Source organism: Geomonas azotofigens, assembly GCF_018919395.1.
Lineage (GTDB): Bacteria > Desulfobacterota > Desulfuromonadia > Geobacterales > Geobacteraceae > Geomonas > Geomonas azotofigens.
On sequence record NZ_JAHLME010000001.1, the window covers coordinates 1,019,586 to 1,034,653 of the forward strand.

Below are 15,068 nucleotides of genomic sequence, written 5' to 3' on the forward strand. Positions count from 1 at the left end.
TGAAGAGATGCACAGCACTGCCGTTGTCGTTTTTAAAGCAAACCATTTGCCACGGAGAAAATCTGAGGAGATCTGAGAAGACCAAAACCCGAAAGTTTTTCTTGTTAGATTTCTCAGACGTTCTCAGATTTTCTCCGTGGCTAAAGGTTTAGGTTTTCTTGCCAGCGACCCGCAGCCGATGGCATAGTGGAGTGCGCCGAGATGGCAGATTTCCGAAGGAGAGCGCAGATGACCGAAAAGACCGATCCGCGCCATACCGTGGTGGTGGGGTGCCTGGTGCGCAATGCCGAGAACGAGGTGCTGCTGATCCGCCACCGGCAGCGGGGCTGGGAGATTCCGCAGGGGCGGGTCGAGGTGGGCGAGAATCTCATGGACGCGGCGCGCAGGGAAGTCGCCGAGGAGGCCGGGGTGGAGGTGGAGATCGGCCCCCTGGCCGCTGTCTGGTCCATGGTCGCCCCCACCTCCGCCCTCATCTTCGCCTTCCTGGGCCGCTACCTCGGCGGCGAATTGAACCCCACCGACGACAGCGAGGCCGCGCTTTGGGTGTCGGAAGCAGAGGCGCTGGAGATGGTGACGAGTCCGGTGATGCGCGAGCGGCTCTCCGTCCTGCTTGGTTATGACGGGGGCGTCAGCTACCGCTCCTACTCGATAAAACCCTACCAACTGCACCTGCAACGCGACCTGCTCGCCTGGCCAGGGGTCGATCGAGGCTGAATCTGCCTCCACCACGGGAGTGCTCCTCTTCTCCTGGCAACTCCCAAAAACTGAGTCTCGATATGCAATCTTTCATGTAGATCCATTGACGGATTGTGCTTGAGGGCCTAAGATATCCTCCGCCTGTTCCAAAGGAAGAACCAAGCCTTTGGTCGGCTACAAAAGATAAGGAGGGATTATGATCAAGAAAATGGCAGTAGCGGCTGTACTGACTCTGGCGGTTTCGGGCGTTTCCTATGCGGGGCTTGATGCCGTCAAAGGCCTCGGCAAAGACTTAGGCAAAGACTTAGGCAAAGAAGCTACGGCGACCGCAAAACAGGGCGCTCTCAGCGCTGTGACCAAGAAACTGAAGAAGGTTCAGAACGAGAAAGGGCCGATCAAGTTCAAGACCGGCAAGGCCGAGGTGGATCCGGCTTGCGATAAGACCATGACCGCCATCGCGGCCATCATGACCGATTACCCTGGCTTCCACGTACAGGTCGACGGCCACACCGACAACGTCGGCAAGCCGGAAGCCAACATGAAGCTCTCCCAGGACCGTGCCGATGCGGTGGTGAAGTACCTGGTTGACAAGAAAGGCGTAGCCGCCAACCGTCTCTCCGCCAAAGGCTTCGGCGACACCCAGCCCATCGCCGACAACAAGTCAAAGGCAGGCCAGGCCAAGAACCGTCGCGTCGATTTCACCGTCACCAAGATGTAGCCGACAAAATGGGGGAGCCCTTTGCGCTCCCCCATTCCTCTCTTTCCCTCCACCCGCCAACCGATTCACCTCAAGCGCCTTCTCCATTGATCAACCCGGTAGTATCCCCCTCTGCGAAGGTCATCGGAGAATCTGGGTGAGCCAGGCTTATGCTCCCTCGAAGGGCTGAATGTGAACGAGCGTCCCCCCCTTTGCGAAGGGGGAACAGGGGATTTGCCTTTCTTTACGCCCCCGCCATACATAAGTTGATTCGTGCCAACTGGAATGTTAAGCTGCAGCACCATAACTCCCCTACAGCTTCTTCCCCCTTGGCCTTTTTGGAGAGAGCTATGAAAAAGATCCTCGCCGTAGAAGACAGCAAGGTGGCGCAGGCCCAGTTGCTGGACATCCTCAGCGGAGAGTACGAGGTCACGCTCCAGGAAGACGGGGCATCGGCCAAGTCCCTCGCACTGGAGATCGCTCCGGACCTGATCCTGCTCGATATCAACCTCCCCGGGATGAACGGCTACGATATCTGCCGTCAGTTGAAGGCGGATGTGGCAACACGGGAGATCCCGGTAATCTTTCTAACCAGTTGCGATACCAGCGGCGAAAAGGTGAAGGGGTTCGAGGCCGGCGCGGATGATTATATCGTGAAGCCTTTTTACCCGGAGGAACTGGTAGCGCGCGTCACGCTCCACCTTGCCTCGCGAAGAGAAAAGCAGATGGCGGTCGAGTTCGAAAGGCTGAAGCTGTTGCGGGAGATGGCGGTCGCCATCAGCCACGAGTTCAACAACCCTTTGACCGCAATACTCTGGCATCTGCACCTGGCCAACAAGGAACTGGGTGAGGGGAATGAGAAAGCCCGTACCCATCTGTCCGACCTCAAAGGTGAACTGGACAAGATCCGCCGCATTGTAGCCCGTCTCGCCGAAGCCTCCCGCGACGCCAAGACAGAGTATGTCATGGGCGAAGCCATGATCGACGTGAACAGCATCTGAAAGCGCACCTCCCTTGCCAGGCCCATAATGATACTCAAATTGCTGCACCCGGGGCTGTCTTGCCCCTTTTTTATTTGGTTGGAAAAGTCCATGCCAAGGTTGCATGAACCGTCGAGCGCGTCGCCCACGAAGCGCCGCACGTGAACAACGTCTCCCCCTTTGCGAAGGGGGGCCGGGGGGATTTGCATTTAGTTTGAGCACCCCCACACAATACCCCTTCTTTTTTAGTACCATCTGTACCTGTTGCCCATCACTCCATAGGAGTACGCTTCTGACTCAGGATGAAAAATGCCCGTAGTACCCAGCACCAAGGTGGAAGCATGAAACAGAGAAAGCCGGAGATGATCAGAGGAGCCAGGGCCAACGTGCCGGTTGCCGCCAGCGCCATGGCCTATGGCAGTGTGCTCGGTGTGCTCGCCGCCCAAAAGGGCTTGAGCTGGTTGGACATGATGTACATGAACACCGCCGTTTTCGCCGGGGCGGCGCAGTTCGTCATGGTCGATATGTGGTCGAACCATATGCCGATCTTCGAGATGACCCTCGCCGTGATGGTGATTAACCTGCGCTACCTGCTGATCGGCGCCTCTCTTGACCCGCTCTTCTCCGGACGGGGGCTACTGCACAGGATGGGGATGATGCACCTGGTTGCCGACGAGAACTGGGCCGTTACCATGACCGAGCAGAGAAATGGCAGCGCCACCACCTGGTTTCTCTTCGGCGGCGGCGTTTTCCTGTACCTCGCCTGGAGCAGCGGTACGTTGATTGGTCTGCTCGGCGGCGGCTTCATAACGAGGCCCGAAGACTACGCCCTCGATTTCGCTTTCACCGCCGTCTTCACCGCGCTTGCCGTCGGGTTGTGGCGCGGCAAGAGCGACGTGCTTCCCTGGATCGTCGCCGGAGCGGCCGCGTTGTTGGCTCACAAGTTCCTGCCGGGCAAGTGGTATATCGTGGCGGGAGGACTGGCCGGCGCAATCAGCGCCATGATGGGGCCGTGCGAGATCGAAGAGGTGGAGGAGGTAGAAGATGTTCCCAGCTATTAATCCGCAGGTGTTGATCGCCGTAGGTCTGGCCGCCTGTGTGACCTATTCCTTGCGGCTGGGTGGTTTGCTGTTGGCGTCCCGTTTCCCACGCTCCGGACGTTTCCGGCGCGGCATGGACGCCCTGCCGGGCGCCCTGCTGTTTTCGCTCGTGTTACCGTCCATCGCCGCCGAAGGCGTCTGGGGGCTCATGGCCGCCGCGCTTACCGCCATCGTCGTGCTTCGCACCCGCAACACCCTCGCCGCCATGCTCTGCGGCATGCTCGTCATCTTCGCCGTCCGAAAGATGGGGCTATAACCGCGCTGGTATATCTTCCTCCAGTTTGGAGGTGGACCGTCCCCAAACTGCCACACGTCATTGCCAAAGGTGACTCCCCGTCAACCTTTGCCAACCCACTGCCATTACGGCGTCCCCGCATGATCCTTGAGCCTCACATCTGTGCGCGCAAGATTCAGGAAATTGAATTGGACTGAGCTAACAAGCTGTGCTAGGTTGGCTTGCATTGTGCTGTGGGGGCGCCCAGAAAGGCCGGCCTCTGCTTCAGCATGTGAGAGATAAGAAATTGGCGGAGGTCTTGTGATTGTGAGATTATGTCTTGTTTTGGCGTCTCTTTGGCTGGTGTTATTAATTGGGGGGTGTGGGAGCGGCAGTTCCAAGGCGGAAAACAGTGGGGAGTACGTGTCGAAAAGTTGGCATGACGATACCGTTGCACACCTGCTTGTGAAACCCACAGGCGAGGTGAGTGGCTACCTGCTGGTGATGTACGGATGGGTCTACGAAATGACCGGTTCGGTTTCTGCCTCAGGAGTGCTGACCCTTTCCGTTAAAGACCCCGTGACCCACCAGCCGGTGCCCGGAACCACCTCGACAGGTCTCTGCGATGGGGCCGGTTCCTGTACTGGAACAACCTATGCTGGAATAAACCAGCCCTTTCAATTCGTCCTAGCTCGTGTGTCGCCGCAAAACAACAGCTTTGCAGGCATATACAACGCGACCGTGGCGCTTGATGACGGGACCCCGTGCGGTACCTCCTGGTTCGGGATCGATGCCAATGGGAAGGTCTATGGTTTTGAAGACGGGATGCCCATGACAGACAGGGTGACTGTTACCGGTGATGTCACTGTAACCGGAGAAATGACGGCTACGACTTTCTACTCCCAGTCACCCCAAGTGACCATGTCCGGCAAAATCAGTGGCGACGGCGCGCTAAGTAGCGGTGCTTGGAGCACGTCATCATTCATGGGAAAGCTTTCCGGCACGAGGCTGCCCATCAATTAAGGCAACCTCCTCAACACGGTAACCACCTGAGGGGGCAGGTTTCTTTTCCGGAAGCGTGGCCCTTTCCCCCTCACTCACTGGCTTTTCCGTTGTTGCTCTCGCACAACAAGCCGGGCCTGCGTCATCCGTTCCCGGAGCCCGCCCTCTTTTAGGAAAGCTCTTTCAAGCCCTTTGAGTTGTTGGTCGAGGAGGAAGTTCGCCTGGTGGATCAGGCAGATGGCGATGTTGGCCACCACTTCGGCAGGACGGGTTTCGGTGAAGTTCCGAAAAAGGTCGAAGGTGAACGGGGTGCTCCTGCCCAGTTTGCGGACGTACTGAGCCTCGCGGCAGTCCTTGTCCCAGGCAGGGAGGTCGCGGGTGGAGAGGAAGTCGCGGTAGTCTTCCAGCAGTTCTTCCAGGCTGGCGCGTGCTACGTTGGTGAGTTTTATTTCCGTTTCTTTAGAGGTGGTCGCCGCCTTGCTTCCTTCAATGATGTTCTGTTTGCCGGAGCGAGCCGCCTGTACCATCTGGTCGACGGTGCGGTCGCCCTTTGAAAGAAAGCGGCTGCAGAAGCGGTAGGTGATTTCGTAGATTACTGATGCTTTCTGGTAGGAGAGCAGGGTGTGGTAGTCGCCGCGAGGCGGCAGGAGAGCGGCTGGCTGATGGGAGGTCTGTGAATACCGGGAGTCATGGGAGTCATGGGAGTCATGGGAGTCATGGGAGTCATGGGAGTCATGGGAGTCATGGGAGTCATGGGAGTCATGGGTTGCCAATGGTTTCCCATATTTCCCATCGTTCCCAGAACTCCCATGATTCCCATTTTTCATCACACCACCTCCGGTGCCGACTTCAACCCCCTCGGTGATGTTACCAGACTTTCCCTCGCCAGCTAAATCTTCACCGTCTTGTAAAGGAAGTTTAAGCTAACTTTAAGAAAATCAGCAAGTTATCTGTGATGGGTACGATATGGGTACGAAGTAAATTAGAGAAAGTTAATTATAAGTTCAAGAACCCACTCCTGATTCTGCTTCATTTTGTCTCATCTCCCGGTAGGTGTATTGCGGATTGCTTTGCTATTAGGGCTGCAGCCAGTTCTTTACCAGCCCCCCTCCACCCAAGGTCTCTTCTCCCGGACCTCCCGCTTTGAGGAACTCCTCTCCACTACCAAAGGTACGAATGGATAGATCAGGAGATCCTGAACGGCGCACCCTGTCATGGTGTTCCGGGCGTGGCGAGAATAGGGATACGGCAGCCGGGGCGGACCGCATACAGGCGGGCGGTCCGCTCCGGCTGCTGGCCTGGTTTCACCTCCTGCCGGGGTCGCTGGTGCTGGTGCGAAAATGTGCCTCGACGTACTGCCGCACCGCCTCCTCCTGGTAACGCACCGCACCGTGCTGGGCCATCTTTATGAACGGGATGCCACCACCCTCCCAGCGCTTTCTGCGCAGCCAGTGCACCGACATTCCAACCATCTGGGCCGTTTCCTGCTCCGTCATCAGCCGGTTCATAGTTTCCTCCTTTCGGGCCAGGCTCAGGACCTGTTTAGATTTGAATCTTCCAATCTTTAGGCATGGAACATGCCAGCGCCAACTGCCCGAATTTACGTGCTTCAGCTGGTCGTGGCAATGCCAGGTTGGTCAGGATCTGCGCTGGCTACTGTTCAAGATTCGAACTTTGGGTTGAGTGACGTGGAACGTGGTGGCGATCAAGGCAGGGCCGTTCGAATAAAAAGGATAGAAAGAGGGGCTTCCGGGTTTTCCGTGGGTGGCAGGGTAAAGATTGAGCCCGCCCAGCCGGAACCAGATCATGATTTTGAACTAGACACGAGATTTTGCTTGCAATTGTTCCGGCAGGGCTCTATAGTTGAGTAACTACTCAGTTAAAAAGTGGGATAAATAATGGCGCGGCCCAAAAGCGAAGACAAACAAAAGGCAATTTTGAACGCAGCGGTCCTCGAAATTGCAGAACATGGGGTAAGTGCCCCAACTGCACGGATAGCTAAAATTGCCGGGGTTGCAGAGGGTAGTTTGTTCACCTATTTCAGCAACAAGGATGAACTGCTCAATCACCTTTACCTTTATTTAAAAGAAGAGCTTCGTGAGTCCATGATGTCGGACTACCCGAAGGCTGAAACCGTTAAGAACCGCATCAAACACGCTTGGGAAAAATACGTTGCCTGGGGTATCAAAAACCCATCGAAACGAATAGTTCTTGCTAAACTTGGTATGTCGAACCGCGTGAGTGAGCAAACCAAAGCATTGGGGCTGGATGCTTTTTCTGATGTCGTGAAAATGATTCAAGAGAGTACAGCAAACGGGTTGTTACGTGATTATCCGTTCGACTTTGTATGCGCAATCATGGGGTCGCTTGCAGATACTTCAATGGATTTCATCGTCGGAGAACCTGCTAAAGCTGAATACTATACTAATGCCGGCTTCGAAGCGTTCTGGAACGCTGTAGCAAACGATTAGTTTTTTTACCATCATAAATGAGCAAGTGCTCGCTCGTTTATATATTAACAAAGGAGAACCTATATGTCTAAAAACACAAAAGTCTGGCTGGTCACAGGAAGTTCACGAGGACTCGGACGTAAGGTAGTGGAAGCTGCGCTCAAAGCCGGTTACACCGTCGTGGCGACAGCACGGAAGCCGGAGCAACTCAATGACTTGGCAGCCGAATATGGAGAGCGCCTACTTCCGTTAGCACTTGATGTTACTGACGCTGAAGCAGTACAGGCAACAGTAACTCAAGCTCACAAAACTTTCGGTCGAATCGACGTTGTTGTGAATAATGCGGGCTACGCAAATACAGCGTCTGTCGAAGACATCACTCTCGACGATTTCACACAGCAGGTTCAAACCAATTTCTTCGGTGTTGTGTACGTCAGCAAGGCTGTTGTCCCCATTATGCGCGAGCAGGGGCATGGCAATATCTTCCAGATTGCTTCTATTGGTGCACGGCTCTCAGGTCCAGGATTGACAGCTTATCAGAGTGCAAAATTCGCTGTTCGAGGGTTTTCCCTGGGGTTAGCACAGGAAGTAGCGCCGTTAGGTATCAAGGTTACCACCATTGAGCCAGGTGGAATCCGGACTGATTGGGCGGGAGCCTCAATGAACATTCCCCCTGTTAGTCCACCTTACGAACAGACAGTAGGCGCATTTGCAAAAATGCTCCGGTCAATGGCGGGCAACGAATCGTCAGATCCGGCTAAAATTGCCAACGCGATCATCGAACTCGCAAACCGTGAAGACACACCATTCGAGATCTTAATGGGAGCGGATGCAGTCGAATATGTTGCCAACTCGGATAGCGCGGTTTCTGAAAATGATCGTAAATGGCACGACTTCTCCGTTTCCGTTAAAGCCGACTGAAAGGGGTTATTTCATGATATGGCCGGTGACCCCTGTTTTTATCGGTTGGAAAACAAGAAAAGTCGGTCAAGATGTCAGTGACTCCGCTTCCTTGCCAGAAGCGGAGTGCTACACAAGATAACTTGTTGAACCCGTATTCACATTGAAGGGGCTCAATACAATGAAAGTGATAATATTTGGCGCCACTGGTATGGTTGGGCAGGGAGTATTGCGTGAATGTCTTCTTGCGGATGACATCGAGTGCATCCTGACTCTTGGACGCTCGCCTTCTGGTCAACGCCACCCGAAGTTGCGGGAACTGTTGCATACAGACCTATTTGACTACAGGGCAATCGAATCAGACCTGCATGGCTTTGACGCGTGCTTCTTCTGCCTTGGCGTGTCAGCAGCAGGGTTATCAGAAGCTGAATATACCCGATTAAGCCATGATCTGACTCTGGCGGCAGCACAGACGTTGGCTCGCCTAAATCCAAAAATGACGTTCACTTATGTATCGGGTGCAGGTACTGACAGTACCGAACGAGGCCGTACGATGTGGGCAAGAGTTAAAGGCAAGACAGAGAATGACTTGTTACGATTGCCATTCAAAGCTGTATATTTATTCCGTCCAGGTATTATTCAACCGTTACATGGCGCACGATCCAAAACGACCGCGTATCGGATCGTGTACACAATACTCAAGCCGCTGCTGCCTATACTCCGCGCATTGCTGCCTAATATGATATTAACAACTGAAATTATTGGAAAAGCAATGCTTGCAGTAGCCCGTCGCGGTGCAGCCAAGGCAATTTTAGAAGCTCGTGATATTAATACTGTTGCACAGGAAACTGCTGTGGAAGATGACTGCCCCAATTGACTCGAGAAGAGTGCGACCACAGTTCAAAACGAAAGAGCGCCAACTTCGGGTGCCAGAAAGAGGGAGGGACGGAGGCGGTCCTTGTGAGTGAGCCGCCCCTTTATGTTAGGTACCCATAGGGAAGAGGTCAGGGAAGAGGCGTCCTGCGGCGTGCGCCGGGAACCCCATTCTGACGGGGCCTTTTGCCGAAGAAGATACGAGGAGGCCTTCAGCCAGAAGCTGAGCGAGGATGTCTCTACCCATGCGCGGGGACGGGCAAGCGGCGGCAGCTTGGCCTCGGGTCATCTCTCCACGAAGCAGCACTTCCTGGAGGATATGTGCGGCCTCCACCCTCAGGGCGGGATACTGGTCGGGTAGTGGCGCCGGAGCCATCTTCAACTCGCGGAGTTTTACGTAGCCAAGGATTCTTCCCAAGAGGCCATCGAGGGAAAGCATGGAGGTCATGTACTCCACCTGATCAAGACAGGTCAGCAGGAAGAACTTGCAGAAAAAGACGAGCCCTTCGTTGGACAGGTTCCCTCTTCCGTCCAAGTCATTTCTCCTGCCGGCATCGGCTACCGCCAAGGCCTCCATGTATCTGTCCTTGCCGCGCGCCAAGCCTCGGCTGACATTCCATAAGCCATATCCAGGCAGAGGAATTGCTCTCAGGTAGGCGTCGGAGAAAAGCCGCGCAACCCTCCCGTTTCCGTCCAGAAACGGGTGGATCCAGACGAGCCGGTGATGAGAGGCGGCAGCGGCAATAATGGGTTCCAAGCCATGGAGCGTTTCGGCCTGGTACGCGTCGTGGAAGCGAGCCAGAAACATCGGTAGCGAGGCGTATTCCGGAGGGAGGTGTCTTCCTACCTCTACGTCACGTTCACGGAATTGCCCGCCGAGGACCTCTACCTTTTCCCCGGTCTTTTCGTTGGTCACCCAGCGCATCTCATCCGGAATCAGCTTGTAGAACTCGTCATGGACCCACGAGAGGAAGTGAACTGTCGTAGGATCGAAAGCCTCGGTAGTTTCTGCCGCCAACCCCTCTACGGCTCGCTGGCAACTGATGTGCGCCAAGCTCTCCAATTGGAGATTGCGCCTCGCGGGGTCCTGAGAATAATCGGCGCGCATGGCGCGCTCGATCTCCACGGGGTGGGTGCTATTGCCTTCGATGAGGTTGGAATAGTAGCTGTTGATGATCCGCACCAACTCGACAACCCCCTCTTGCGTTTTGGGGTGCAAGATGCCGCTAAGGACGGAGGAGCGGGAGAGGAGATCTCGCGCCAAGTCCGCGAGCTCACCCGAAGGATCGGTAGGGAGCATAGGAAACATTTTGGATGGCAGGTCAGGCATGGCGTCAATCTTATCGGCGATTGGCAGCTTAGTCAAACACTTTAATTTTTACGGTAAATTACAATACGTGCCTGTGGATAAACCTCCTTTGCCGTCAATCCTTTCGTCAATCTCTCCCCTGTCAACTATTCATGCTAGAAAGGTACCGTTTGCGCCCTTTCCAGGGCTCGCCCCGATGAAAAATTGCCGGTGCGGAGGGAGGCGTGCAGCGTGAGCGGAAGCGCCTCCCGTAGCACGGGCTGGGACCGTTTAAAGCTGCCGGCGCTTTCCGGCCGGCTGCTTTGGTCCAAAGGATCAGCGCCTCTTTTTGGCCTCCTTCCTGGGTGGCGGCTGCGGCACCCCGTCGATCCAGTCGTAGATCTTGCGCTGCTCCTCGGCACCGTACCCCGCGATCACCTTCTTGACCTTGCGCCCGAAAAGTTCGTACTCCCTCGCATCGTCCATCGCCTGTATGTGGGTGCAGCGCACCATCCCTGCGCCGATGAGGGCTGTGAAAAGCCCGATGATCAGCGGCCCGGCCAGGATGCGCCAGTTCCACGAGATGCTGGTCAATTCGCGGTCGCACTGGTTGATCCGTTGCTCCGCTGCTTGCACGCCCAACTCCAGCGGTCTTAGCGCGGAGTCTAGCTTTTGTTGCGCCATCATCTCGATCGCGTGGGTCACCTGCGTGGGAAGCTGCTCGTCGCAGAAAACTTCCAGGCGCTGCAGCATCTGCTCCATGAGGCGCTTGGCTTCCTGCGCGCCCTTGTCAGCCGCTTCACCCCGTTGCACCAAGGCGTCGATACGCCCGACCATTTCGTTACGCAACCGGAGCAACTCCTCCCGCTCGTTTGCCGGCTTCTTGAGGCCCGATGCCTGCAGCAGTTTATCCTTGGGCGATTTAGGATCGTTGCTCATGGCCGTCTCTCCCTGCTCGCGCTCAGCACCGCCGCGATCGCATCGGTGAGGGCGTCGACCTGCTCCCTGGTCGCCAACAACGGCAGGATTTCGCCGAGGGTTTTCACCAGGGAATCGATATGGGCTTCCAGGCTTTCCGCACGTTTCCCGAGCCCCGCCACCACCTCCTGCAGCTCGGAAAAACCGGCGCGCTCGCTCCTCGCCCTCGCGCAGATCTGGGGGAATTTCTCTCCGATGCAGGCACGGATCAGCTCCGAAACCGTTACTGTTTCCCCCTCAACTTCGCTCCGTCTGCGGGCTTCGTTCTCAAGTTTTTTGCAGATCTCCGGCGACAAACGGACGCTGGTTTTTCCCATGTCTGGAACCTCCTTTCATACGCCGGACAGCGGCGGACGCCGCGGTGCCACGCAAGTTGGCCGATTTACGAGCCCTTTCGCCGTTTCTGGCGCCAGAGTGTCCTACGCCGTCCGGCGCGAAAGTCCAGGGGATTTCGCGAGGCGGACGGCTGGCGTAGCCCGAAGGGCTGCGTGAGGTGTGAAAGGAAAATCAGCCGAGCGAAGCGAGGCCCGCCTGACCGCTAACGGCACCAAAGGAAAGCGCGCCGCACCTGCATCCGAACGTCCCAGCGCTCACATCTTGAACCCCATGCCGGGAAGCTTCGGGAGCTTCAACTCCAACTGCCGCTCCACCACCTTCTGCACCTGCCGGACCTGCAGCACCTGCTCCGGAATTCTCAGCCCAGGAGCACGAACGAGCGGAACGATATGCTCGAGTGAGGGAGCCCTGCGTACCCCGTCCCCACGCTTCAGCATGAACCGCTCCAGATTTGCGATGTCGCTGTGCAGATCATGCGGCGGTTCCGTGATATCCCTTTGCTGCGCGCGCGTGATCTCCCGCACCGGTTCCCTCGCTTTGTCGAGCGTCGAACTCTTGCCGTCGACGAACTGCACCGACCGCTCGAGATCCTCGATGGAGTTGGTGAAGACGCGGGTCGTGAAGCGGGCACGGGTGACGGCGACGTTCAACGCGTTGTAGCTCATGCGACACCGGCGCGTACAGGATTGAGTGCTCCACGGTCGCCCCCTGGCTCTTGTGGATGGTGACCGCGTAGGCGTGGTCGAGGTGCCGGTACCTCTTCAGGTCGAGCTTCACTTCGCGCCCCTCCAGGTCGACCCGCATCCGCCCCGCGTCGTCGATCTCACGCACCACCCCGAGCGAGCCGTTTTGCACCCCGAGCCCCCGGTCGTTTTTCAATGTGACGATCCGGTCGCCAACGGAAAAGCTCCGCTCTTCCTCCCGTAACGGCGTGGTCCGTCCCGGCAGTTCGGCAGCGGGGAAATCCTTGGTCACCTCCCGGACCACCTTGCGCCGTTGCCGGTCCAGGGTCTCGAAGGACAACTCGACCCGCACCTGGTTGCGCTCCCGGTCGAGCCCGACCACCTTTCCCTCGGCGTGCAGCCGCGCACCCCAGGCGACCGTCCGGCCGTCCTCGGTTCGCTCGCCGGAAAAGTGCAGCGTGTCCCCGAGCTGGTACCCCTCGACGGTGATCCCCTGGCGCACCGGCATGAGTACCGGAAAGCTCCTCCCTGCCTCGATCTCGCGACCCGCGACGCGTGCCTGCCGAATCTCGCGGTTCAGATCCCTGCGCGCCTCGTTGGTTGTCGTCACGAGGAGCACCTGCTGCGTCTCTCCCGCCGCCGCCCGCTCGGGCCCGCGCGACAGCTTCCGGCTCTCCTCCAGGTAGTGCTCCACGGCGGCCCGGCGCAGCTCAACGGGGTCGGAGTTCACCACCACCTCCTGGCGCCTTTCAAGGGAGTGGAGCGCCTCCCTGGCGTTCACGCCAAGCTCCCGGTCCTCACGGTTCAGCCCCCTGGCGATCTCCAGGAGCCCGGGGTCGCGCTGCCTGAGAATCTCGGTCAGGTGCGCGTAGTCCACCTCCTCTTTGAGACCCAGCTCCCGCACCTGGCGCAAGAGGTCCCCCGCCTGGATCCCCTGCATCTGCTTCGAATCCCCAATGAGATGCAGCTTCACCCGGACGTCCTTTTGACGCAGCTCCTCGGCCACGTCGAGAAGACGCTCCGCCTGCCTCGCCCCGAGAAAACCCGCCTCGTCCACCCGGAGCACCACCTGCGTCTCCCGCCCCTCTGGGATGAGGATTTTTTCATCCGCAACCACTACCATGGGCGGTTCTCCGTTCGCCCTCTCTAGGGCGAATTTGGAAGCCGGATCCCCGTTTTCGAAACTGTCGAGGGTGAGGGTGGGCCTCCCGGTGGCAAGGGACAACTCCAGGGCCGCCTTCCCGGTATAGGAGAGGTTGACGGAGAGGTGCTCCCTCCCGTCCGGGCGCAATATCTCGTCGTTGAACCTCTCAACGATCGCCAGTGTGGAGGTCTTTGCGGTCCCCGGGTCCCCGATGGTGAGGGCGACGCCACGGCTCCCGGTCAGTTCCAGGAGAACCTCGGCTTTCTGTCCGGCCGTCAGCCGGACGCCCTCCCTCTCCTGCCAAAGTTCCAGGTACGCCTCGACCTCGGGAGCGCGCGCGACACTCTCGAAGGCGGGGAACTCCCTGATCCTTTCCAGGTTCCGGGCCTCCAGCTCCAGCATCTGTCGCGTGGTGTAAAACTCCCGTCCCCTCCCGTCACGCCCGAGCCGCTGCAAGCCGGGAGTCCCGCCGTCGATGGCGAGGTTCAGCTCGGCAACGGAATGCTCCCCCCCGGAGACGAGCACCGCCTGGTCCAGAAGTCTGGCCCGGTCCAGCACGGCCTCGCGCTCGGTGAGATCCCGAAGCGCCAGCTCCACCACGCGCGAGGCGTCGGGAGCGGTGCGGGAGATGGGAAGCTCCCTGCCCCGTTCCAGCTCCCGCCTCACCTGAAGAAAAGAGGTGCCGCACTCCTCGAAGCCCCGCTCGAAGATCCGGGTCACCTCCTCTTTGGTGATGCTGCGCTTCGGGTCCCGGCTCTCCAGCGCCGCCATCTCGTAGAGCCGGGCGTGGGGCACCTCGGTGAATCTCCCCTCGGCCATCCAGCGCTCCACCTGCTCCTCGATGGCCTGCCGGCGGGAGGAGAAGTGCTCGACGAGGCCTGGGGCGATCCCCTTCAGCTCGATGAACATCTGCGCGCGGTCCCGGACCTCCACCTCAAAGCCACGCTGGCAAAGCTCGCGGGCGAGTTCCTGCCGGTACAAGAGCCCCAGGGACTTCTGGTCCCGGAAGATGGCCCGGGGCTCGTTGGCCCTGAAGATCCCGTCCCCGGTGTGCGCCGCGTTCACAACGAAGACGTGGGAGTGCAGCTGCGGGTCCACGTTGCGGGAAGTGGCGTGGTCGAACTTGGCCGCCACCATGCCGCCGCACATGATCCCCTCGGGGGTGCGGTAATGGCAGTAATGCTCCTCCAGGTGCGAGAGGACCGAGAGCACCGCCGCGTCGTGCGCCTCCCTGACCTGGTCCACCCCTGCGGCATAGGCGATGGAGACCGACTTGGGTGCGGAGAAGGTGCAGTCGTTGCCGGCCCGGTGCGTCTCGATAAGCAAACCGCTCTCCCGGTCCCGGCTCAGCTTGGGGGCGACAATGCGGTTCCCCTGCAAATCCTCCCCACGGCACAGGGCCCGGAACTCCTCCTCCCCGACCGGGCCGTCGAGCCCCAGTGCCTTCGCCCCCCGCCCATACCAGTGGCTCGCCCCCTCAGTCTCGGTGCCCCGCAGGTAGTAGTCCTCCCGGGAGAAATACCCGCCGGCCTGCCCTGCAGCCATCCCTGGTGATACCGACATCATCGCCAGACCTCCCGCCCCCGCTCCAAAAGCTGGTAGAGTTTACTCCAAAGACCTATACGGCATTGGCGCATTCTAACAAAAAACGAAGACATTCCAATAGGCACCGCAGGAACTGATTCTTATTGTTATTCATTAACCTTGCATGCTATGCTGCGCCCGCC

At 58.1% G+C, this 15,068-nt stretch carries 16 protein-coding genes; 9 read left to right on the forward strand and 7 right to left on the reverse strand.

The features are described 5' to 3' along the window. Positions 1-228 precede the first annotated feature (228 nt). The 6 genes from KOL99_RS04370 (at position 229) to KOL99_RS04395 (ending at position 4,710) form a co-directional block, all read left to right on the forward strand. On the forward strand, positions 229-714 hold the full coding sequence (locus KOL99_RS04370) for an NUDIX hydrolase (protein WP_216509248.1): 486 nt from the start codon (positions 229-231) through the stop codon (positions 712-714). 334 nt (positions 715-1,048) lie between these two features. After that, a complete protein-coding gene (locus tag KOL99_RS21775; protein WP_328759631.1) occupies positions 1,049-1,414 on the forward strand; it encodes an OmpA family protein in 366 nt (121 codons plus the stop codon). A 329-nt stretch (positions 1,415-1,743) separates the two neighbouring features. Beyond that, entirely contained in the window at positions 1,744-2,394 is a 651-nt protein-coding gene (locus KOL99_RS04380; RefSeq protein WP_216509250.1) for an ATP-binding response regulator, read from the forward strand. Positions 2,395-2,714: 320 nt separating this feature from the next. After that, complete coding sequence (locus tag KOL99_RS04385) at positions 2,715-3,434, forward strand: AzlC family ABC transporter permease (protein WP_216509251.1); 720 nt, start codon at positions 2,715-2,717, stop codon at positions 3,432-3,434. Continuing rightward, positions 3,418-3,729 (forward strand): AzlD family protein, encoded by a 312-nt coding sequence (locus KOL99_RS04390; protein WP_216509252.1) that lies wholly within the window; start codon positions 3,418-3,420, stop codon positions 3,727-3,729. The genes KOL99_RS04385 and KOL99_RS04390 overlap by 17 nt, the downstream gene beginning before the upstream one ends. A gap of 279 nt (positions 3,730-4,008) precedes the next feature. Then, the gene (locus tag KOL99_RS04395) at positions 4,009-4,710 is read left to right on the forward strand and encodes a hypothetical protein (protein ID WP_216509253.1); all 702 of its coding nucleotides are present in this window, start codon (positions 4,009-4,011) and stop codon (positions 4,708-4,710) included. Positions 4,711-4,784: 74 nt separating this feature from the next. On the opposite strand, the gene KOL99_RS04400 is transcribed toward KOL99_RS04395, so the two are convergent. After that, positions 4,785-5,462, reverse strand: coding sequence for a four helix bundle suffix domain-containing protein (locus KOL99_RS04400; protein WP_236025760.1), 678 nt, complete (start codon positions 5,460-5,462; stop codon positions 4,785-4,787). Positions 5,463-5,993: 531 nt separating this feature from the next. Beyond that, the gene (locus tag KOL99_RS04405) at positions 5,994-6,197 is read right to left on the reverse strand and encodes a helix-turn-helix transcriptional regulator (protein ID WP_216509255.1); all 204 of its coding nucleotides are present in this window, start codon (positions 6,195-6,197) and stop codon (positions 5,994-5,996) included. A 390-nt stretch (positions 6,198-6,587) separates the two neighbouring features. On the opposite strand from KOL99_RS04405, the gene KOL99_RS04410 reads away from it, so the two are divergent. From KOL99_RS04410 to KOL99_RS04420, 3 genes are all read left to right on the forward strand, one after another. Further along, positions 6,588-7,160 (forward strand): TetR/AcrR family transcriptional regulator, encoded by a 573-nt coding sequence (locus tag KOL99_RS04410; RefSeq protein WP_183344924.1) that lies wholly within the window; start codon positions 6,588-6,590, stop codon positions 7,158-7,160. Positions 7,161-7,223: 63 nt separating this feature from the next. Further along, a complete protein-coding gene (locus KOL99_RS04415; RefSeq protein ID WP_183344926.1) occupies positions 7,224-8,060 on the forward strand; it encodes an SDR family NAD(P)-dependent oxidoreductase in 837 nt (278 codons plus the stop codon). Positions 8,061-8,220: 160 nt separating this feature from the next. Continuing rightward, positions 8,221-8,916: a Rossmann-fold NAD(P)-binding domain-containing protein gene (locus tag KOL99_RS04420; RefSeq protein ID WP_216509256.1), complete on the forward strand. Its 696-nt coding sequence runs from the start codon at positions 8,221-8,223 to the stop codon at positions 8,914-8,916. 105 nt (positions 8,917-9,021) lie between these two features. Here the strand turns inward: KOL99_RS04420 and KOL99_RS04425 are convergent, their stop codons facing one another. The 5 genes from KOL99_RS04425 to mobF all read right to left on the reverse strand — a co-directional run bounded on the left by KOL99_RS04425 (position 9,022) and on the right by mobF (position 14,904). Next, positions 9,022-10,095, reverse strand: coding sequence for a Fic family protein (locus tag KOL99_RS04425; protein ID WP_328759705.1), 1,074 nt, complete (start codon positions 10,093-10,095; stop codon positions 9,022-9,024). A gap of 441 nt (positions 10,096-10,536) precedes the next feature. Beyond that, the gene (locus tag KOL99_RS04430; RefSeq protein WP_216509257.1) at positions 10,537-11,139 is read right to left on the reverse strand and encodes a hypothetical protein; all 603 of its coding nucleotides are present in this window, start codon (positions 11,137-11,139) and stop codon (positions 10,537-10,539) included. Continuing rightward, positions 11,136-11,495, reverse strand: coding sequence for a hypothetical protein (locus KOL99_RS04435; RefSeq protein ID WP_216509258.1), 360 nt, complete (start codon positions 11,493-11,495; stop codon positions 11,136-11,138). The genes KOL99_RS04430 and KOL99_RS04435 overlap by 4 nt, the downstream gene beginning before the upstream one ends. A 273-nt stretch (positions 11,496-11,768) precedes the next feature. After that, entirely contained in the window at positions 11,769-11,951 is a 183-nt protein-coding gene (locus tag KOL99_RS04440) for a hypothetical protein (protein WP_216509259.1), read from the reverse strand. 34 nt (positions 11,952-11,985) lie between these two features. Further along, on the reverse strand, positions 11,986-14,904 hold the full coding sequence (mobF, locus tag KOL99_RS04445) for a MobF family relaxase (RefSeq protein WP_216509260.1): 2,919 nt from the start codon (positions 14,902-14,904) through the stop codon (positions 11,986-11,988). Positions 14,905-15,068: the final 164 nt, after the last annotated feature.